We start from the raw sequence: 19,745 nt of genomic DNA, 5'->3' as shown, positions 1-19,745 counted from the left end.
TTTTTTTATGTTTCTAAATCACTTGGATCAATACTCGTACCTATCCTGTCACATTTTTGCTTTAACTGTATATCATTTAGAAGTCCCATTCTATAACAGCGGGTTAAAAAATAATACATTGCATTGACCAATTCTTTTCGTGTCGTATCCAATACAGCGCTAGACATACGCTTAGGCGGTGATGGCGGTAGCGGATTATCGCCAATTAGTTCACATTTCCCTCTACAGATATGACAGTAACTAAATACTTGTGTATCGTGTTTTTCTACCCATTCTTTCTGAGCATCACGCATATCATTAAATCGATATCTATATGCATCTATGGTTCTTTGAGCTGTAATGACTTCTTCTAGCCAAAAGTCAATATTAGCATACTGCCCTACTACATGATGCGCATATCCTGTAGTAAACTTCTTTAATTGTGTTGCAACTAAGTTTGCTTTTTCTATCGTATAAATCATTCATTTGTTTTCGTTACTATTGGTTTTAAAATGGCAATAGTAGCTTGTAACAACGAAATGATTTTGCGTAGTTGGTATTTTAAGTACGTAATTAGATATTAGTATTGCCTCTTTTTCTAATCTACAACAAGGTGTTTTCGTCAAAAATTTTTAAAGTCTTGGAAGAAATTTTATTGTAATGCGAAGCTGAAACAAGTTCAGCTTGACGGAACTAATAATTACCTATTGAGGAAGTAATAATCTAGCGATTTTTTCTTCCCATTTTTTTTCGACTTCCCTGTTTATAGAGTGGTTGGTTTCTTCATCAAAAGTTCGTTGCATGGCACGTCGTTGCTTTTCTACTTCTTCATACAATGCCTTTACTTCACTTTTAGAATTTGAAGTAAAATTATAGGATTGAATACGGGTATTTAATAATCGCGCGTGAATCTCTGTAATATCAAAATGGGTTTGCTCATGCTTTAATAAACGTGCCGTCGTATCTTTTTCTCTATACCAAGAATATTCTGGGTAGAAATGAGCTACTACATAGGTTTCATTTTTATCTAACATTCCTTTACCATCTATGACATACGACTGACTCATTCCACTACTAGTGCTTGCTACAAAACTGCCATCTCCATTAGGACTTCCTTTAAAATCTGCCCAAGATAAAGTCTTATTCGGTTGCCACGCAATACGCTCTGGTGCTACTGTAAAAGAACATAGTATCACCAATGCGATCCCAAGTACTTTATAGTGTCGTGTGCTCATATCAAGTTTTTTGTTTTTTCTTTCTAGCAGCTGGAAAGAGTACATTATTTAGTATTAAACGGTATCCCGGAGAATTAGGGTGTAATTCCAATTCTGTTTTGGGATCACCTACACGATGACGGTAATCTTCTGGATCATGTCCACCATAAAAAGTAAAGAACCCTTTTCCTTTAATTCCATGAATATAACGCGCCTCTCCATTGGTAAGATTTTCTCCCATCACAAGTACATTTGACTTCAGGACATTAGCATCATATGAGGTTGTTTGCCCCATAAATCCTTTTACTAAAGCAGTATGATTTTGACACAGCATCGTAGGAATTGGATCCCATTTTGCGCTATAATCTTTTAGGGTAAAGTAATCGGTTTCAAAAGGGATACGACGTTTACGTGTCATATCGATAGATGAAAATTCATATACTGTTGGTGAGCGTTCTAGCGTAAAGTTTTTAAAGGCAAAGGTTTTACTAAAATCAATTTTAGATTGGTAATCGGCATCAGATGCATCTCCATCAAACATAGGCTCACAAATATCTACACCTTCGGCCGCCAATGCAATATCAAAACTATCGGTGGCGCTGCACATAGCAAACATAAAACCACCACCTACTACATAGTCGCGTATTTTTAAAGAGACGTCTCTTTTGGCTTCAGATACTTTATCGTATCCTAGTTTTGTAGCTAAGTCTTCAGCAGCTTTCTTTTCTTCTATATACCAAGGTGCTGCTCGGTAGGCGCCATAAAACTTTCCAAATTGTCCTGTAAAATCTTCGTGATGTAAATGCAACCAATCATAAAGTATCAACTGGTCACTGAGCACTTCTTCATCATAAATAGTTTCATAAGGAATCTCAGCATACGTCAATACCATTGTCACGGCATCGTCCCATGGTACTTTACTATCAGGAGTATATACGGCAATTTTAGGTGCTTTTTCAAGTACTACTGCCTCCATGTTTTGAGAAGGACTACTAATCATGGTAAGTAACTCTTCTGTTTTTCCATCAGAGAGAACTTCATAGGAAACACCTCGGATGGTACATTCTCTTCGAATCTCTTCAGTATCGGGCACTAAAAAGGAACCTCCTCTATAATTGAGTAACCATTTTACTTTGATTTGTTGATCGAGCGTCCAATAGGTAATCCCATATGCCTTTAAGTGCTCTCGCTGACTGTCTACATCCATAGGTATTAAGATATATGACGCTTGCGCGAAATGGCACGACAGCACCAACAGAAGTATTGTAACTATTCTTTTCATAAGCAATAATACACACTAGGTATTCATATAGTATGTAACGTTTAAAAATACGGTTTTCTTATGACAAAAGTGATGCCATGTTCAGAGATTAGCATCTAGTTAACAGTTGTACTGTATTTAAAGAATCAAGACTAAACACAAATCTCATTATTAATTCTAATGAATCCCTTCTCCTTGGGGAGAAGGTTAGTGCCTGTGCTGAACTCGTTTCAGTAATGAGGGGAAATCACGTTTTGAAAATAGAGTAATACTCTACATTAGAATACTACTCTATTTCTATTGTATTATACGATTTTAATTAAAAAGGAACCCCATCATCTTCTTCTTCGCTACCAAAAGCTTGATCTGGCGAAGGGAGACTATCTGGTTTAAAGGTATCATCATTGGCCGCAGCATTCATACTACTTGCAAACTCGTACGGTGTACTAAAATCATCGAGGTTATCAAACTTACCTAAGTGTCCGATAAATTTCAAACGAATATTATCCAATCCACCATTACGGTGTTTAGCTACAATAAATTCTCCTTGTCCTTCAGTTGGGCTACGCTCTTCATCATCCCATTCTTCTATCTTGTAGTATTCTGGACGGTAAATAAAGGATACAATATCGGCATCCTGCTCAATCGCTCCAGATTCACGAAGATCCGATAGTAACGGACGCTTACTTCCTCCACGGGTTTCTACCGCACGTGATAACTGTGACAGTGCAATTACGGGAACTGAAAGTTCTTTTGCTAATGCTTTTAGGTTACGCGAAATCATCGAGATTTCCTGTTCACGATTTCCACCTCCTTTTTGTGCAGATCCACCTGTCATTAACTGCAGGTAATCAATCATAATAATCTTAATTCCAAATTGAGAAGCGAGACGTCTCGCCTTTGCTCTCAAGTCAAAAATAGATAACGATGGTGTATCATCTATAAATAAAGGAGCTTTTTCTAAGCTCTTTACTTTTACATTTAACTGCTCCCACTCATGCTTCTCTAATTTACCTGTACGTAATTTTTCTGAAGACAATCCTGTTTCTGAAGAAATCAAACGCGTAATTAGCTGTACAGAGGACATCTCCAGCGAAAAGAATGCTACAGGCACATTTTGATCTACAGCCATATTACGTGCCATAGTCAAGGTCATTGCTGTTTTACCCATACCTGGACGTGCTGCTACGATAATCAAATCACTAGGTTGCCATCCAGAGGTTAAGGCATCTACTTTAGTAAATCCTGTAGGAATTCCAGAAAGTCCTTCTTTATTAGAAATCTCTTCAATTTTTTTCTTTGCTTGGATTACTAAGTTTTGTGCAGACTCACTACTACGTTTTACATTTCCTTGTGTTACTTCATAGAGTTTGGTTTCTGCGGTATCTAGTAAATCAAAAACATCAGTAGTATCATCATAGGCTTCTTCAATAATTTCATTCGAAATCTTAATTAAAGAGCGTTGAATATATTTCTGTAAAATAATACGTGCATGATACTCAATATGAGCAGAAGAGGCTACTTTTTGCGTAAGCTGAATCAAATAATAATCCCCCCCTACGATATCCAATTTTGCCATTTTCTTCAATTGCTCAGAAACCGTTAATAAGTCAACGGGTTGCCCTTCTTCAAAGAGAATTCTAATGGCTTCAAAAATGTGTTTGTGCTGTTCTTTATAGAAAACATCTGGTGAAAGAATATCGATCACCTCATCGACTCCTTTTTTATCAATCATTAAAGCACCAAGCACAACCACCTCTAAATCAAGTGCTTGTGGTGGTATTTTTCCTTTTTCCAAAGAAATTACTTGTCCTGAAGATACATTATATGCTGGAGTGGGCTTGATTTTTTCCATGGCTACGAATGTAAACAAATTGTTAAGTGGTTGAAACCCTTCCTAAGGGATGAATCTCCACACCTCATTAACAATTCAACTGTTAATAACTCTCTTTTATTGTTAATAGTCATAAAAAAATCCGAAACTCAAATAGCTTCGGATTTGGTAGTAAGTGAAAAAATGGGGACTAGCCTTTAAAGACTCCCATTTCTGAATATTTCTTCATCCTATCATTCACCAATTCTTCTGGTGATAAGTTTTTCAAATCGTTAAAAGAAGACGCAATTGCTTCTCTTACGGTTTTGAATGTTTCTTCTCTATTTGCATGCGCACCTCCCAAAGGTTCTTTAATAATAGAATCAATTACCTTTAGTTTTAGACTATCTTTTGCGGTAAGTTTTAATGCTTCGGCAGCAATTTCTTTTTGCTCCCAACTTCTCCATAAGATAGAAGAACAGTTTTCTGGAGAGATTACAGAGTACCATGCATTTTCAAGCATCATTACTTTATTACCTACACCTATCCCTAAAGCTCCTCCACTGGCTCCTTCTCCTATAATTAGTACAATAATAGGTACTTTAAGACGTGTCATCTCTAAGATATTACGAGCAATAGCTTCTCCTTGGCCTCGTTCTTCTGCTTCCAATCCTGGATACGCCCCTGGAGTATCTATGATCGTTACAACAGGTACATTAAATTTTTCTGCGCTTTTCATAAGACGTAATGCCTTACGATATCCTTCAGGGTTTGCCATTCCAAAATTACGGTACTGGCGAGTTTTTGTATTATATCCTTTTTGTTGTCCTATAAACATATAGCTCTGATCACCAATCTTACCAAGACCTCCGATCATTGCTTTATCATCCTTTACATTACGATCTCCATGTAGTTCAAGAAATGTATCACCACAAATCGCATTGATATAATCTAATGTATATGGACGGTTAGGATGTCTTGACAATTGTACACGTTGCCATGCTGTCAAGTTTTTATAAATATCTTTTTTAGTTTGTGCGAGCTTTTTTTCAATTTGCTTACAGGTCTGACTTACGTCTACATTACTCTCAGCTCCTATAATAACGCATTTGTCTAGTTGTTCTTCTAGCTCCTTAATGGGTAATTCGAAATCTAAATATTCCATTTTCAGTGTATTACCTATTACGATTGCTCGTAATGAGTTGTTAGGTTTATCTTACAAATATAATAGTTTCTATTTGACTGCTGTCTCTTTTTTTGAACGTAAAAGATTTCTATTTTTCAGAATTCCATTTGCAATCACCACGAGTAGGATCACAATCGCTCCATAATAGAATTCTGGGCTCATTTGCTCTTTATCTCCTAGCACCATAAATGCTAGTAAAATCCCATAAACAGGTTCCAGGTTTATGGTTAACATTATGGTATACGGACTCAAATGTCTCATCACTTTGACCGAAGCAATAAATGCATAGGCCGTACAAACAGATGCAAGTATGAAGAGATAGATCCAATCTGTATAAGGGAGATCAAAAAAGGACGTTGAAAAGAAGGTGTCCGCTTTCGCGAAAGCTAAATACGCCGTAATAAAAAGGGTACCCACTACTAGTTCATAAAACGAAATCTTAGTAGGGTTATGGTCATGCACAAATTTTCCATTGACTAATGTAAATATCGCCGAAAGTAACGCAGATAGTAATGCGAGCCCGATACCTAATCGATATTCGGGTTGTACTTCAAAAATGAGATAAAGTGCCCCAATAACAATCACGCCAAATAAGACTTCATACCAAATAAGTTTTCGTTTATAGAAAATAGGCTCTAATAAAGCTGTAAAAAAAGCACCTGTACTCATCATAGCCAATGTAATAGAGACATTAGATACTTTGATGGCGCCAAAAAAAGTGAGCCAGTGTACTGCAATGATGATTCCCGCAATGGAAAAGGAAAGGAACGCTTTTCGCGAAAGCGAAATATCTATTTTTTTCCATTTGATATATATAAATATAAAGATAGAGGCTATTCCCATTCTAAACCACACCAGCGGCACAGAATCTATACTAATAAGAGATCCTAATACAGCGGTAAAACCCCATATGAATACAATGAGATGAAAATGGAGATAACTGCGAAGTTTAGCGTTTTGCATTGCGCAATAGATATACTGCTAAAATAGCAAACAAGAAGTTAGGAAACCACACTGCAATAAAGGGTGGGAAATCTGATTGCTCTGCAAGTGTACCAAATACTTTATCAAAAAAGATAAAAATAAAGGCTAGCATGATCCCAAAAGCTAGATTGGCCCCCATCCCTCCTCTACGCTTCATCGCCGATACGGCTACCGCAATAATGGTAAGTATATATGCAGCAACGGGTAAACTATAGCGCTTTTGAAGGGTTACTTTATAACGGCTTATATAGGATGAGCCTCTTAACTCTTCTTTTTTAATAAACTCACGTAATTCTGGTGTAGCCAAAGTTTCTGCAATATATTCTACCGGTGTTAAATCGTCTATATCAAAAGCAAATGTGGTATCTACTTTGGCTCTAGTTTCTAAAATATCGGCATCTACTCCAACGGTACGCTTTTTATAGGTAAACAAGGTATACGTTGTATCCTTAGGGTTATATTTTATTTTACTAGCAGAGATTTTGTAGGTCATTATATTGTCTTCAAAATGCTCCCATGTAAAGTCTCGTCCTGTTTTTGTTTTAGTACTAAACGAACTCACATAGATATAATCGTTTTCGGCTATCTGACGATATACATCTTTGGTTTTTTGTGCTTTATTCTTTTTCTGTTGACTTTTGAGATACTCATAAATAAATTCATTGTAGCCTTTATTTGCTTTTGGTGCTAAATAGGCACCTAGAACAAAAGCTCCAAAACAAACTAAGGTAGCTCCTATCATATACGGACGTAAAAAACGCCAAAAGGAAACCCCACTACTCAAAAAGGCTATCACTTCTGTATTGTTAGCTAGTTTGGAGGTGAACCAAATTACAGAAAGGAAAAGAAATAGTGGAAATAAGAGATTGGCAAAATATACCGTAAAGTTTAAATAATAGATAGCGACTTCTATAAATGGAACTTCATTGGCTAAAATCTTATCAATTTTTTCTGCAAGATTTACAGTAATTCCAATAGGTATAAATAGCAAAAGCATCGTGACAAAAGTCCCGACGTAACGTTTTAAAATATACCAATCTAGAATTTTCATGTATATACTTATAATCGTTTATCCATTTGTTTTACCATCTTATCTTTCCATGCTGTAAAAGTCCCCGCAAGAATTTGTTTTCTAGCTTCTCGTACTAACCAAAGATAGAAACCTAAATTATGAATGGTTGCAATTTGCATACCTAATAACTCATGGCATTTAAATAAATGGCGTAAATAGGCTTTGCTATATTCTGTATCTACCCACGTAATACCCATTTCATCAATAGGAGAAAAATCTTCTGCCCATTTTAGATTTTTGATGTTAATGGTTCCATGGGCTGTAAATAACATTCCATTACGTGCATTTCGTGTAGGCATGACACAATCAAACATATCAATCCCTAAGGCTATATTTTCTAATATATTAATAGGCGTTCCTACACCCATTAAATATCTTGGTTTTTCTTCTGGTAATACTGCGGTCACCACTTCTGTCATGGCATACATTTCTTCAGCAGGCTCTCCTACTGAGAGTCCACCTATAGCATTTCCAAATGCATTTGAGTTTGCAATATACTCTGCAGATTGTGTTCTTAAATCTTTATAGGTACTTCCTTGAATGATTGGAAATAAGGCTTGCTCATATCCATACAATGCAGGTGTTTTTTCAAAGTGTGTAATACATCTATCCAACCAACGGTGTGTCATATGCATAGATCGTTTTGCATATCTATAATCACATGGGTAGGGTGTACATTCATCAAAAGCCATGATAATATCGGCACCTATCTGACGCTGGATTTCCATCACATTTTCTGGTGTAAATAAATGCATGGATCCATCTACGTGTGATTTAAATCGCACACCTTCTTCTTTAATTTTTCTACGATTAGACAAAGAATACACTTGAAAACCACCACTATCTGTTAAAATAGGTCGATCCCAATTCATAAACTTATGCAAGCCTCCTGCTTTTTGTAAAGTTCCTGTTCCTGGACGTAAGTATAAATGGTAAGTATTTCCAAGAATAATATCTGGATTGATATCTTCTCTTAACTCACGTTGGTGTACTCCTTTTACAGAAGCTACTGTTCCTACAGGCATAAAAATAGGAGTTTCAATCACTCCATGATCTGTTGTAAGCTTTCCTGCTCTGGCTTTACTTGCAGGATCTGTTGTAAGAAGGTCAAATTGCATAGAGCGCAAAGATAGTTTTTATAAATACGATGTGCTATAGCTGTTTTAATAAAATCTCGTTAAAGAGAGGTTGGGTTGTAGAGAGGAATTCGTTTGAAGGTTCTAATCATTCAAAATTTTAAAAGTACCGAACTATTTTAAAAAGCACTGATTTACAGCACATTTTCATACGGTATTTTGTTTAAAATACGGATACATTACTTTCCTAGCCTTTCAGTCTAAACTACTTTAGTATCAAAATCAGGGTATTGTTAACAACCAGTTTTTAATAAGGGGGAGCCGAAAACCTTTTACTAGAGTAGGTACTTTATTAACTAATATATTTTTAATTATGTTAAAAAACATTTTAAAACTAAACGGAGCTCAAGAATTGAGTAAGAGCGAACAAACTTCTATTAACGGAGGTAGTAACTTCATTATAACTAATATACGATGTTCTAACATTTTTGACTGTCTTGCAGCAGGAACAGACCGTTGCTACTTTGGAGCAAATTCTGGTCCAGATAATGGAAGATGTGTCATATTCTAATAACTATAGATAGATGTCTAAGAAATAAACAAACGCTCTAAGAATTGCGTGTTTAAGAATAGTTTTCTGATATCTGTCTATAAAAATAGAGACTGTCTAAAAAGTTGAGACAGTCTCTATATTACTTTAATGATTAGCGCCAAATCCAAATAGCTGACTCATTTTTTGCATTTTTAAATTACTCAGCAACATTAACACCGCCACTACATACAACCACCATGTTTGATTGAAATTCAAATAGTAAGTAACCATTAAGAGACTTAACCCTGCTGTATATAAAATGATATTGAGCCAAGACTTATTGCGATAGTGTCGCCACAATACAAAGAGACTACCTACTAGAAAAATAGATAATATAATATACTTCCAGCTTGAATTATAAGCTACGGTATCTAACCCAATAAAACTAAAAAAAGAAGCATAGGCCGCCCAACAAAAAGGGCATTTTGGAAACAGGAAAAATAAAATACCTGTTCCTATATTTAGCATACTCATGCTTTTAGCTCCTTTTGGCTTTGTTTCTTCTGAAGTACTACAACCGCAGTCACAGGCATTTTTTTTAGCTGTTACTTTCATAGCATTTTCTGTTTAAATTAATTTTCTAAAGAAAGAATCGCTACCCTACTACTAAGTATGGCAAAAAATCTCCAAACTACTTAATTACTAATAACGGGGATAGAATCTTGATTCCATTTTGCTTTTCCTAATAACCAGCTAAAATCTCCTGAGGTTTGTCCTGCAGATCTGGTTTTAAGGACATCTCCTTTAAAGTAATATCCATCATAAATAGCAGCACTAGAGTGACATCCCATACAACTCTCTGTTCCAAAAATCTGAATATCCTCTACCGCTGGATCACCATTTTCAATAAGCCCTCCTGCTCCTTGCCCTCCTTTTTGAAAGAAGGTTTCCATAGTCATATTCGTTAATAAAGCAATGTTTGGATCGCCACCAGGTTTATTAGTTACCGATGTTGGTAACACATAATTAGAGGCTAAATTTGGTGCAGGTAGTATATTTTGATCCAATGGGTATTGCGTATCAATCAATTCATAATACTGCCAAACACTATTCTGTTGATGGAAATATTTTTGCATCATTTTATTGATATTTTGTACACGAACAGGTATATCCACCATTCTTTTAGCCTGAGTTTTCTTTATGTTTGTTGGTGAGAAATATTTCGTGCTAATCGTATCTTTCTGATCGTTAGGATTTAGTGTTTTTACTAACCAGTGAGGACGGTCATTATCATCAATAAATTCGTAACTAACACTATTCGTTAGATCTAGATTAGCTGGACAAATTTCGCAATCTGGATCCCGTAAGGTAGGATGGATCATAATTTTCTTACCATCTTTTTCAATTACATTCTGTCTTAAATTATCAACATGCTCAAACGTAGACCAAACCCATTGTTTACCTGTTGGGGTTTTCTGACTAATATGCATTCCAATCATTCCTAAATCTTTTTTTACAAGCACACTATCAGGACCAATTACATAACCTTCTTCACTATAATAACGTTCTTTGATATCGGTCTTCTCTAGTACTTTCCATGCGAACTTAATCTCGATAGCTCCTAATTCACCATTTTCATAATTCCCTTTAGGAAAATTAGCAATGGAATCGTTCTTTTCTGAAAAATTAATCTGTCCATTAATATTATACAATGAATTATTTACCACATAGTCAAACTCTTCTTTATTCATAAGCACTTCGTATACCACAAGATTCCCATTCTGATCGAACAATTCTCCTGCAAATGCTTGATCTACTTCATCAGCGATATTGAAATTTCCAGGATGTGTGGGTGTCTTAGAAGACAACACTAGTCTCGATTGAGCTTCTCCAATTAAATGCGAAGGAAGTCCTAAACCTGATGCTGTTCTTGGGGCTCCCCAAGGTGCTGGTTTCTGTCCATCGGCACGATATACTTGAAATGCTTCTTTCCAACCTAGCCATGTTGGTGCTCCTTGATCCGTAAAGTTCGGCATTGGATTTCCGTCTGCGTCTAATGGCCAATGAATCGCCACAAAGGCCTGCCAACTGTATTCGTTGAAAACTTCATTTAGCTGGTAGATATCTCCTGCTTGTTTTAATTTATCCTGAAGTGCTGGATCTACATCTACTGGAATAGTAGGTGAAAATGCCACAGGTGCTGGAATTTTATCATAGCCCTCATTTTTTTCACATGAGAAGAAAGCCATACTTACCAACATAACACAAACGATGCTTAGGCTGGTTGTACGTAAAATAGGTATTCGTTTAAAATCAAAAGAGCGTCTCATAATAGATGATATTTGATATTATAGTTATGTTATATGTAAAGAATTATCCATTTTCGCTTAAAGCGAAATAAACATCTTACTTCTTATATGTTATAATTATTAATGAATGAGGCGAATATTAATAGTAGGATTGCCTATTTCTCTAAAAGGAATTACAGGACGTTTACCATTTTCATCTGCTCGTGAAAGCTGTATCTCTACCTTCACTTCTCCATCTGCTTCTTGCAGTCTTTCTTTTTCAAATTCAAAATCAAAGCTCACTAGTGCTTGTTTTACACAATTTGCACAATTTCCGGGTTTTGTTGCCTGAAAAAAGGCTCTCTTTTGTAATAATTCTCCTCCTAAATACAAGGAAACTGTAAAAGCACCAGGTATTTTAAGGCGGTCTACATTTTTCACTCTCAGCGATACATGAGAGAAATCATTTATTTTAAATTTACTTTTTTTGGACTGTCCTTTATTAGTTTTACGATGTAACGCTATTTCATCTTCTGAAAAATTTTCAGGCGCTGTAAGCGGAAGTGCAGGTTCCACATAGTTGACCCCCATATCATTTAGATTGATGGTCTGATCTAAAGTTAGTCCTAAGGTTTTTGTAAAAGGATCTATAATATTTAATCCAGCTCCGTCAATCCAATCAGTACTATCACCAGCAGCTTTTACATTTTGCTTAAACCCTTCTACAGTTGTTGTATTCTGTAACTTTTGCCATTGCCACATCATACGATCCCAATTTGCATGGAATAACCAGAATACAGGTTCAAAACCAGTCACATCCTGACTAGCGGTAGTAAGTCCATTAATATCATGGATTACATCATGCGCATGCATTAAGGATTCTAACGTACCTAGAAAATTTCCATTTGTATCCAATCCATTAAAAGTATTCCATGATGGAAAATGAACGAGTTTAGCTAAATCTATTTTAGTCTTGTCTGTAGGATTATGATTTGCATCTCTGAAGTATGTCCATTTTTTCGTATTGTATGTTGCTTCATCATATCTCTTAATGGTTCCATTTGGTGTAAATGGCTGATTCCCAGCACCAGCTTCAAATGGGTACTGATCAAGAAATTCCTGTGGAACTGTATATGTATTAAATGGTGCTTCTGAAAAGATTTCAGGATATTGATCATCTGAAATATCCCAATATGGCAACGTCACATCTTCACACCCTGGAATAGAGCGTAGTGCGTTTTCAAATTGGAGAATATAGGCGCGATGCCAAGCTAAAAATGGATGGATATGATGCTCACAATAGGTGGTGCCTGGATACCAATGGATTCCTCCTAATTGGTAAAAACTATTCGGATCATCATTATCTAGTGCCATAATGCCCTGAAACGCTTTAATGAGATTTTCCTTCTCAGTACCTTGGACATCATTTATATTTTTTCGCTGTCGTAGGCTAGTGTCTTGAGCTATAGCCGTTTGTTTGTCTTTAAATGCTTCTAAAGCTGCTTGATCTTCTGGACAACCATGAGTAAGCCAATTTCGAAAAGAGAACAACTTGTTCTGGTTCCATTTAGTCTTTCCCATAGGCATGAGTTTATAATACACATAATAATATATTTTGGCACTCAAGCCACTTACCTGAGAATAACTTTTAAGATCAATAGTCCTATTGCCACTATCTGCATGCATCATGCAATTATAATCTTGCTCATCAAAGAAATATTGAACTTCATTATCCCAAACGGGTTCGGCGATAATAGATGGAAAATCAGGGCTGTTTAATTCTGCTTTAGTCATAATACTTGCTTTTTGGTGTAAGTCATTTCCACAAATCTCTTAATAAAGATGTATATAAAATCGAGTGAAAACACCTGATTTTCAGAAATTTCTACCAAACCTTAATTAAAACAGAGTGTATAATTAACATTTCTATACATCTTATTAGCTATTAGTCTCACAGCTACATACTCAAAAAAGCGACGCATCAAAATCTTGAAAAATCACGCTTTAAAAATCAATGAAAGAATAGAGGAATAGTAAGAAGGTCATTGTGTTGACCACACCTTCTCATAGATTTAGCAAAAAGATTAATGATTTGCCAGCTGAGTTAAAGCAACGTACTCACATAATAACCACTAAAAGCTATTAAAAGTACGATACTTACAATGCTATAGATTCTCATAGGTATGCCCAATCGTGCTTTTTCAGGGACATCAGGATCTTTAAACACCAAGTAATTACAAATTGCATAAAATGGTGCTGTCAAAAATGATAATATCGTAGCTACTTTAATTAATAGTCCCATTTCACTTACAAAGAAGAATAGGATGATACAGGTTCCAACAATAAGTAGGATCAACCAAAATAAATAGCTTTTAAATATACTTTTCACTCCTAAAAGGCTTGTTGCTGTAGACATCGCTCTTGGAGAGGCGTCTAAGGTAGTTAAGGTAGTACTAAACATGGTTGTAAAAGCAGCAACGCCTATAAGTATGGTTGCCCAATCTCCTAAACTTGTCGTGTACATACTGATAAGTTGTCCTGCAAAAACACCGCCTTTATCTGAAAATGTATCGCCACTTCCAAACATCACTAAGGCACCGAGCGTCACAAAACAGATTCCTAATACTACAGTACCTAGGTATCCCACATTAAAATCAAAAAGTGATGTTTTGACATCATTTTTTTGAGTTTTCCCTTTTTCTACAGTCCATAAAGAATGGAAAATCGAAATATCCAAAGGAGCAGGCATCCACCCCATAAATGCTATTAAGAATGCAATTCCTACAGCATCTGTAGGTAGTAATTGTATCAAACCATCGGAAGAACCCATACCCTCTGTGGCTATGCTTTCGCGAAAAGCGAATAAAACAGCAAATAACGTACTCACAGTTAATACTAGAATGATCACTTTCATGAGATTATCCAGAAGCTTATAACGTCCTAATGCTAAAATTGCTGCACAAAACAGCGTAATAACAACACTCCAAACAGCGATATCCCAATCAAGTCCAAAAAGTTGTACGGCCAATCCTGCAGTTACAATAGTAACAGCCGTCTGGATTGTAAACATGGTAAGTAATGACAGAATGAAATATGTAACCAGTACTCCTTTCCCTAGTTTGTGATAACCATGTAATAAGCTATTACCTGTTGCCGCAGCATATCGAGGCCCAAACTGAAATGAAGGATATTTTATAATATTAATAAGTAGTAAAGCCCATAATAATCCAAATCCATAATACCCTCCTGCTTTTGTACTTTGTACTAAATGAGAAACCCCTATCGCCGCTCCTGCAAAGAGGAGTCCTGGCCCTAATTTTTTAAGAGAAATACCACTCATCCTTCTGCTTTTTGAATAATGTCTGCAAGAAGTCTTCTTGCTCTCAGTAATTTTACTTTTACGTTATTCATAGGTTCATCTAGCGTTTCCTCCATCTCTTTATAACTCATCTCTTGAAAATATCGCAAGTTGATCATTTCTTGATAATGAGGTTTTAGCATTTTAATATATCGTAAAAGCTGTGCTAGATTTTGTTCTTTAATCAATGCATCTTCTGGGGTTGGATTTTCATCAGGTATCTTATAAACTCCTTCTTCTTTTCTTGTAATTTGAGAACGAATAGAAGATTCTTTTTTCCTCAGAAGATCTATATGAATATTTTTGGATATGGTAATGAGCCACGTATTAAACTTATATTGTTCTTTATACGTATGTATCTTATCAAAGGCTTTTGAAAAGGTCTGAATAGTGATCTCTTCTGCTTCATATTCATCCTTCGTTCGTTTTAATTGAAACTTATACACTTCATTCCAAAAGGTATTCAACAAAAAATTATAAGCACTTTGTTTGCCTTCTTTTGCTTTTTCTATTTCTGAAAGAATTGTATCGGGGTTTATTTCCAACGATTAGGTTTTGATATCAAATTTGTGATAAAAATACTCAATTGGAAAAATAATAAAAATAGTTCGTTTATTGGATATAAAAGTATTACATCTTTTTCTTTGAGTTTACTAGCACTAGCTCCAATAGCAATCCAAGAGCATAGGTATCGTATTCCGATTGCACCAGCAACCCACTCCCATTGATAGGTAATAGCCAATAATCCAATAGCAAAAATGAAGAATAATAACTGACTGATATAAAATAATCCTAAGAAGAATTTATCTCTAAAACGATAATGAGAGGCTGTACTTACATGTCTCCGTTTTTGAGTATACCATTGCCCAAATGTTTTCTTTGGGGTTGATATAGTAAAGCTATCGGGGTGAAAATTTACAGCTACATTTTCTTTAGTTCCTGCCTGATTTACAAATAAATCATCATCACCACTCTGTACTTTCATATGATCTATAAAACCACGTTGCTCATAAAAGAGATGGGTTGTATATGCCAAGTTCCGTCCTACCCCCATATACGGTCTACCTGCAATAGCATAGCTATAATATTGTATAGCGGTGAGCACTGTTTCATGACGAATCAACTTATTCAACCAGGATCCTTTTATCTTTTCATAGGCTCCATATCCTAAAATCAGTTCTTTCTTGCCTACAAAATGATTTGCCATTTCTTGAATCCAATAATTTGATGCGGGTGTACAATCTGCATCTGTAAAAAGCAAATGCTCATAACTTGCTTTCTTAATACCTAAAGTCAGTGCATATTTTTTACTCCCCCAAAAGGCTTCATTGTTTTCTACATGCACTTGCACAATATTAGGATGTTTTTCTGCAAAGGTTTCTATAACGTCTTTTGTTTCGTCTATAGAAGCGTCATTAATAAGTACAATTTCAAAATTGGAATATTTCTGTGCTAACCAATGAGGAATATTTCGGCGTAAGTTTTCTGCTTCATTCTTTGAGCATACAATAAGAGAAACTGGTGGAAGGTATGAGGGTGTGGTTTTTTTTGCTTTCGCGAAAGCAAACACATAAAAGAACAAATAGTAGCTTGTATTAATAGCCACTATCCCTATAAAAGTATAAAATAAATACGTTAGTAGTACTTCCAATATCGTCAGCGATTACTGATCATTATTGCAATCTCCCATTTCTGATGGTAGTCTCCCACACATCCCACATGCTTCGCCCTCTTTATTAAGAAAGGGGTTTTGGCTTGCACATGTTCCAGCAAATTTACCATCTTTTTTTGCCCATATTTTTATTGCAATTCCTGCAACAGCGAGGCTTAAAAGTCCTAGGGTAAGAAGGAGTAATTTCATAGGATATATTTTATGCAAATATACAAAGATTATAAAAGATGAATCCTTTAAAAAAACATAAAATTAGAAGGAGATATTCGCAACCAAATTATCTACAGTAGCTTCTTCACTACCTCCTTTTGGCTCTATGGTGATATTAAGACTTGCCATACGCTCTTCATATGGAATCTCAACTAGATTTTCTTTAGTAATTTTCAGAATATCCAAAGGAACCATATGACCATCTACACCTGCCCACATTTGATATACTTGATCATCTGGCAATTCTGGAAGTGCTACCACATGTACATATGATTTCTTTTCTAGCATATTTACATAGGCAACAGTTTCTAGTTTTCTAGCTTTTGTATTTCCACGTAATACATATTTTTCTGTAGAAGAATTATTAAGAATCATAAACTGCTCTTCTACAGATTGTAATGTTTCTCTATTAGAAACAATGTCTTCATTAAGTTCTTGAATAAGTTGTGTGGTTACTCTTCTATCATTGAGCAATTCTTGATTTTGATTCCAAATCATAAATGTCATCATTCCAAAAAGAATAGTCGCAGCACATGCTGTGATTGCTAGTATTGGGATAGATGTTTTTGACTTTGGTTTTGACTGAACCTCTTTTAAAATCTTATCTTTAAGTTCTGAAGGAGCCGGTACTGCAAATGAAGTTGCATATTCTTCTAAGTTCTCCTGTAATTCTATATATGTTTTCTTTACCTCTGGATATTTTTCTATATAATGTTCTACTTCTTTAGACTCCATAGGGGAAGTGGCGTCCATTAAGTAGCGCTCCAGCAAATCTCCATCCAAAAATATCTTTACTCTCTCATTCATATCGACAAAAATACAATCACTATACCAAAAAGCTTGCGTAATTCTCTTAAACCTATTTTTAATCTTGATTTAACAGTTCCTAGTGGGATATTTAACTCATCACTAGCTTCTTGCTGTGTCATTCCTTGAAAAAATAGTGCGTCTATAACAACTCTATATTTATCTTCAAGGCCATCTGCATGCGATGCGATGTCAAGATGCTCTATGGCAAACTTTGTGCTTGGTATACTATATACGTTAGATTCTTCTATTTGGATTTCTTTTGTAGTCTTTCTTTGCCTACTTCGTACAGCATCTATAGCGGTATTTTGAACTACACGAAAAAGCCACGTAAACAAACGCGCCTTACTCGAATCATATTTATGAGCATTCTTCCAGATTTTTACAAACGATTCTTGCAATACATCTTGTGCAAGCACCTCATCTTTTGTCACTTTTATAGCAACTCCAAATAATGCGTCTGCATAATGATCATATAGTAATCCTATAGCACGCTCGTCTTGAGCCTTAAGAAGCTCAACGATATGTTGTTCTATAAATGGTTTCAAAAATGGCTGGTTTTTGATTTAACAAAAGTTTGTGAATGCATAGAAATCCATTGTTTAAAGTTACGGCGTATCTATTACAAATGAAAACAACTTTTTAATTATTAACTCAACAATTTAAAATTTATTATGAAAAAGATCGTTTTAATCTTCACCATGTTAACATTCTGTTTTTCAACAGTATCTATTGCACAATCTGACATCGTAGATGTGGCATTATCTTCTAAAGATCACACTACACTAGTGGCAGCAGTAAAAGCCGCAGACCTTGTAAACACACTTAAAGGCGAGGGACCGTTTACTGTATTTGCTCCTACAAACGCTGCATTTGATGCGCTTCCAGAAGGAACTTTAGAGTCCCTTTTAAAGCCAGAATCAAAAAGCAAATTAGCTTCTATTCTTACGTATCATGTAGTAGCTGGAAACTTTAAAGCTGCCGATGTTGTAGCCGCTATTAAAAAAGGGGGTGGTAAGTTTACTATCAAAACCGTTAATGGTGGTACACTTACCGCTTCTTTAAAGGGAGACAAAGTTGTATTAATAGATGGTAATGGAAATACCTCTATTATAACAGGAACAGATTTAAAAGCTTCTAATGGAGTAATCCATGTGATAGACAGCGTCGTGCTGCCTAAATAAATAGTAGGTAAGTACTTTTTATAAGAAAATAGCTCTATTTGATTTTACAAATAGAGCTATTTCTGTTTTTAGTAATCATTCAAGCTTTTTAGAAAACATTTACTTCTGGAGTAATGATCAATCCAAATTTTACTTTTATACTATCTTGAATTTTTAACGCAAGATCCCATATTTCACTCCCTGTAGCATTTCCATGATTAACTAACACCAATGCCTGTTTATCATGTACTCCTGCATCTCCAAATCGCTTTCCTTTAAAGCCTGCTTGTTCTATCAACCAACCCGCTGGGACTTTAATTTGATCTGAACCTACTGGATAATAGGGAGCATCTGGATATTTCTTACGCAAAGCAGAAAAGGCAGCTTGAGATATAACTGGATTTTTAAAAAAACTACCACTATTTCCTATTTCTTTAGGATCTGGAAGTTTTGCTTGGCGTATTTTAATAACAGCATCTGATACATCCTTTATCGTAGGTGTTGTAATTCCTTGTTCGCGTAATGTATCAGCAATAGCGCCATAGGCTGTTTTTACTTCGTGATTTTTTGTAGTCAGTTTAAAAGTTACTGAGGTAATCACATACTGGTCTTTTAAAGTCGTTTTAAATATGGAATCTCTGTATCCAAAGGCACAATCTTCAAGAGAAAAAGTTTTTAATGATCCATCATCTCTTGAAACAGCTTCACATTCATAAAACACATCTTTAAGTTCTACTCCGTATGCACCTATATTTTGAATAGGAGCTGTACCTACATTACCAGGAATAAGCGATAAATTTTCAACACCTCCATATCCATGATTGATACAATATAAAACGAAGTCATGCCAGTTTTCACCTCCAGCAACTTTGAGAATAATTTCATTTTCGCCGCAAGGCAAATCAACAATAGTGTATCCTTTTATATTAATGTGTACAGCATATTTATTGATATCTTTTGTTAAGAGCATATTACTCCCTCCTCCAATAACAAATAATTCAGAAGCCTCTTTTTCTTGAAGAACATCTTGCAAATCTGATACTGATGTTACAGACAAAATAGCGAGTGCCTTTACATCTATACCAAACGTATTATATTCTTTTAAGGAAAACTTCTTTTGCTCACTCATA

The 19,745-nt window shown here is 35.4% G+C and carries 20 protein-coding genes; 2 read left to right on the top strand and 18 right to left on the bottom strand.

Annotated features, from left to right (window positions below; translation table 11 throughout):
* Positions 1–5 precede the first annotated feature (5 nt).
* The 8 genes from CHB80_RS16750 to tgt form a co-directional block, all read right to left on the bottom strand.
* Positions 6–461: a hypothetical protein gene (locus CHB80_RS16750; protein WP_089372663.1), complete on the bottom strand. Its 456-nt coding sequence runs from the start codon at positions 459–461 to the stop codon at positions 6–8.
* A 222-nt stretch (positions 462–683) separates the two neighbouring features.
* Complete coding sequence (locus CHB80_RS16745; RefSeq protein WP_089372662.1) at positions 684–1,214, bottom strand: DUF922 domain-containing protein; 531 nt, start codon at positions 1,212–1,214, stop codon at positions 684–686.
* Between the two features lies 1 nt (position 1,215).
* The gene (locus tag CHB80_RS16740; RefSeq protein WP_089372661.1) at positions 1,216–2,400 is read right to left on the bottom strand and encodes an asparagine synthetase B; all 1,185 of its coding nucleotides are present in this window, start codon (positions 2,398–2,400) and stop codon (positions 1,216–1,218) included.
* A gap of 373 nt (positions 2,401–2,773) precedes the next feature.
* Positions 2,774–4,309: a replicative DNA helicase gene (gene dnaB / locus CHB80_RS16735; RefSeq protein WP_089372660.1), complete on the bottom strand. Its 1,536-nt coding sequence runs from the start codon at positions 4,307–4,309 to the stop codon at positions 2,774–2,776.
* Between the two features lie 169 nt (positions 4,310–4,478).
* Complete coding sequence (locus CHB80_RS16730; RefSeq protein WP_089372659.1) at positions 4,479–5,432, bottom strand: acetyl-CoA carboxylase carboxyltransferase subunit alpha; 954 nt, start codon at positions 5,430–5,432, stop codon at positions 4,479–4,481.
* A 69-nt stretch (positions 5,433–5,501) separates the two neighbouring features.
* On the bottom strand, positions 5,502–6,416 hold the full coding sequence (locus tag CHB80_RS16725) for a DMT family transporter (RefSeq protein WP_089372658.1): 915 nt from the start codon (positions 6,414–6,416) through the stop codon (positions 5,502–5,504).
* Positions 6,403–7,488, bottom strand: coding sequence for an LptF/LptG family permease (locus tag CHB80_RS16720; RefSeq protein WP_089372657.1), 1,086 nt, complete (start codon positions 7,486–7,488; stop codon positions 6,403–6,405). The genes CHB80_RS16725 and CHB80_RS16720 overlap by 14 nt, the downstream gene beginning before the upstream one ends.
* An 8-nt stretch (positions 7,489–7,496) precedes the next feature.
* Entirely contained in the window at positions 7,497–8,627 is a 1,131-nt protein-coding gene (gene tgt / locus CHB80_RS16715) for a tRNA guanosine(34) transglycosylase Tgt (RefSeq protein ID WP_089372656.1), read from the bottom strand.
* Positions 8,628–8,958: 331 nt separating this feature from the next.
* On the opposite strand from tgt, the gene CHB80_RS24430 reads away from it, so the two are divergent.
* Positions 8,959–9,156: a hypothetical protein gene (locus tag CHB80_RS24430; RefSeq protein ID WP_143337165.1), complete on the top strand. Its 198-nt coding sequence runs from the start codon at positions 8,959–8,961 to the stop codon at positions 9,154–9,156.
* A 126-nt stretch (positions 9,157–9,282) separates the two neighbouring features.
* On the opposite strand, the gene CHB80_RS16710 is transcribed toward CHB80_RS24430, so the two are convergent.
* The 9 genes from CHB80_RS16710 to CHB80_RS16670 all read right to left on the bottom strand — a co-directional run bounded on the left by CHB80_RS16710 (position 9,283) and on the right by CHB80_RS16670 (position 18,000).
* Positions 9,283–9,732, bottom strand: a complete 450-nt coding sequence (locus tag CHB80_RS16710) for a hypothetical protein (protein WP_089372655.1) — start codon at positions 9,730–9,732, stop codon at positions 9,283–9,285.
* 80 nt (positions 9,733–9,812) lie between these two features.
* Positions 9,813–11,447 carry a hypothetical protein gene (locus tag CHB80_RS16705; protein WP_143337164.1) on the bottom strand — a complete coding sequence of 545 codons (1,635 nt, stop codon included), beginning with the start codon at positions 11,445–11,447 and terminating at the stop codon, positions 9,813–9,815.
* A 99-nt stretch (positions 11,448–11,546) separates the two neighbouring features.
* Entirely contained in the window at positions 11,547–13,199 is a 1,653-nt protein-coding gene (locus CHB80_RS16700; protein ID WP_089372653.1) for a tyrosinase family protein, read from the bottom strand.
* Positions 13,200–13,509: 310 nt separating this feature from the next.
* A complete protein-coding gene (locus CHB80_RS16695; RefSeq protein WP_089372652.1) occupies positions 13,510–14,745 on the bottom strand; it encodes an NRAMP family divalent metal transporter in 1,236 nt (411 codons plus the stop codon).
* Positions 14,742–15,308 (bottom strand): RNA polymerase sigma factor, encoded by a 567-nt coding sequence (locus CHB80_RS16690; RefSeq protein WP_089372651.1) that lies wholly within the window; start codon positions 15,306–15,308, stop codon positions 14,742–14,744. Before CHB80_RS16690 ends, CHB80_RS16695 begins: the two co-directional genes overlap by 4 nt.
* Entirely contained in the window at positions 15,299–16,414 is a 1,116-nt protein-coding gene (locus CHB80_RS16685; protein ID WP_089372650.1) for a glycosyltransferase, read from the bottom strand. The genes CHB80_RS16690 and CHB80_RS16685 overlap by 10 nt, the downstream gene beginning before the upstream one ends.
* A 12-nt stretch (positions 16,415–16,426) precedes the next feature.
* The gene (locus tag CHB80_RS16680) at positions 16,427–16,624 is read right to left on the bottom strand and encodes a membrane or secreted protein (protein ID WP_089372649.1); all 198 of its coding nucleotides are present in this window, start codon (positions 16,622–16,624) and stop codon (positions 16,427–16,429) included.
* 63 nt (positions 16,625–16,687) lie between these two features.
* On the bottom strand, positions 16,688–17,452 hold the full coding sequence (locus CHB80_RS16675; RefSeq protein ID WP_089372648.1) for an anti-sigma factor: 765 nt from the start codon (positions 17,450–17,452) through the stop codon (positions 16,688–16,690).
* Entirely contained in the window at positions 17,449–18,000 is a 552-nt protein-coding gene (locus CHB80_RS16670) for an RNA polymerase sigma factor (RefSeq protein WP_089372647.1), read from the bottom strand. Before CHB80_RS16670 ends, CHB80_RS16675 begins: the two co-directional genes overlap by 4 nt.
* A gap of 126 nt (positions 18,001–18,126) precedes the next feature.
* Here CHB80_RS16670 and CHB80_RS16665 point away from each other — a divergent pair, with 126 nt between their 5' ends.
* Positions 18,127–18,636 (top strand): fasciclin domain-containing protein, encoded by a 510-nt coding sequence (locus CHB80_RS16665; RefSeq protein ID WP_089372646.1) that lies wholly within the window; start codon positions 18,127–18,129, stop codon positions 18,634–18,636.
* An 88-nt stretch (positions 18,637–18,724) separates the two neighbouring features.
* On the opposite strand, the gene murB is transcribed toward CHB80_RS16665, so the two are convergent.
* Positions 18,725–19,744, bottom strand: coding sequence for a UDP-N-acetylmuramate dehydrogenase (murB, locus tag CHB80_RS16660; protein WP_089372645.1), 1,020 nt, complete (start codon positions 19,742–19,744; stop codon positions 18,725–18,727).
* Position 19,745: the final 1 nt, after the last annotated feature.

The organism is Dokdonia pacifica (genome assembly GCF_900188275.1).
Taxonomy (GTDB): domain Bacteria; phylum Bacteroidota; class Bacteroidia; order Flavobacteriales; family Flavobacteriaceae; genus Dokdonia; species Dokdonia pacifica.
Note: the sequence above shows the minus strand (reverse complement) of the source record. Positions and strands in the feature narration are given on the sequence as shown.

What these genes read in the sequence shown, in the direction of transcription:
- CHB80_RS16750 (WP_089372663.1), bottom strand. Translation starts at nt 461, where the DNA reads ATGATTTATACGATAGAAAAAGCAAACTTAGTTGCAACACAATTAAAG.
- CHB80_RS16745 (WP_089372662.1), bottom strand. Translation starts at nt 1,214, where the DNA reads ATGAGCACACGACACTATAAAGTACTTGGGATCGCATTGGTGATACTA.
- CHB80_RS16740 (WP_089372661.1), bottom strand. Translation starts at nt 2,400, where the DNA reads ATGGATGTAGACAGTCAGCGAGAGCACTTAAAGGCATATGGGATTACC.
- dnaB (WP_089372660.1), bottom strand. Translation starts at nt 4,309, where the DNA reads ATGGAAAAAATCAAGCCCACTCCAGCATATAATGTATCTTCAGGACAA.
- CHB80_RS16730 (WP_089372659.1), bottom strand. Translation starts at nt 5,432, where the DNA reads ATGGAATATTTAGATTTCGAATTACCCATTAAGGAGCTAGAAGAACAA.
- CHB80_RS16725 (WP_089372658.1), bottom strand. Translation starts at nt 6,416, where the DNA reads ATGCAAAACGCTAAACTTCGCAGTTATCTCCATTTTCATCTCATTGTA.
- CHB80_RS16720 (WP_089372657.1), bottom strand. Translation starts at nt 7,488, where the DNA reads ATGAAAATTCTAGATTGGTATATTTTAAAACGTTACGTCGGGACTTTT.
- tgt (WP_089372656.1), bottom strand. Translation starts at nt 8,627, where the DNA reads ATGCAATTTGACCTTCTTACAACAGATCCTGCAAGTAAAGCCAGAGCA.
- CHB80_RS24430 (WP_143337165.1), top strand. Translation starts at nt 8,959, where the DNA reads ATGTTAAAAAACATTTTAAAACTAAACGGAGCTCAAGAATTGAGTAAG.
- CHB80_RS16710 (WP_089372655.1), bottom strand. Translation starts at nt 9,732, where the DNA reads ATGAAAGTAACAGCTAAAAAAAATGCCTGTGACTGCGGTTGTAGTACT.
- CHB80_RS16705 (WP_143337164.1), bottom strand. Translation starts at nt 11,447, where the DNA reads ATGAGACGCTCTTTTGATTTTAAACGAATACCTATTTTACGTACAACC.
- CHB80_RS16700 (WP_089372653.1), bottom strand. Translation starts at nt 13,199, where the DNA reads ATGACTAAAGCAGAATTAAACAGCCCTGATTTTCCATCTATTATCGCC.
- CHB80_RS16695 (WP_089372652.1), bottom strand. Translation starts at nt 14,745, where the DNA reads ATGAGTGGTATTTCTCTTAAAAAATTAGGGCCAGGACTCCTCTTTGCA.
- CHB80_RS16680 (WP_089372649.1), bottom strand. Translation starts at nt 16,624, where the DNA reads ATGAAATTACTCCTTCTTACCCTAGGACTTTTAAGCCTCGCTGTTGCA.
- CHB80_RS16675 (WP_089372648.1), bottom strand. Translation starts at nt 17,452, where the DNA reads ATGAATGAGAGAGTAAAGATATTTTTGGATGGAGATTTGCTGGAGCGC.
- CHB80_RS16665 (WP_089372646.1), top strand. Translation starts at nt 18,127, where the DNA reads ATGAAAAAGATCGTTTTAATCTTCACCATGTTAACATTCTGTTTTTCA.
- murB (WP_089372645.1), bottom strand. Translation starts at nt 19,744, where the DNA reads ATGAGTGAGCAAAAGAAGTTTTCCTTAAAAGAATATAATACGTTTGGT.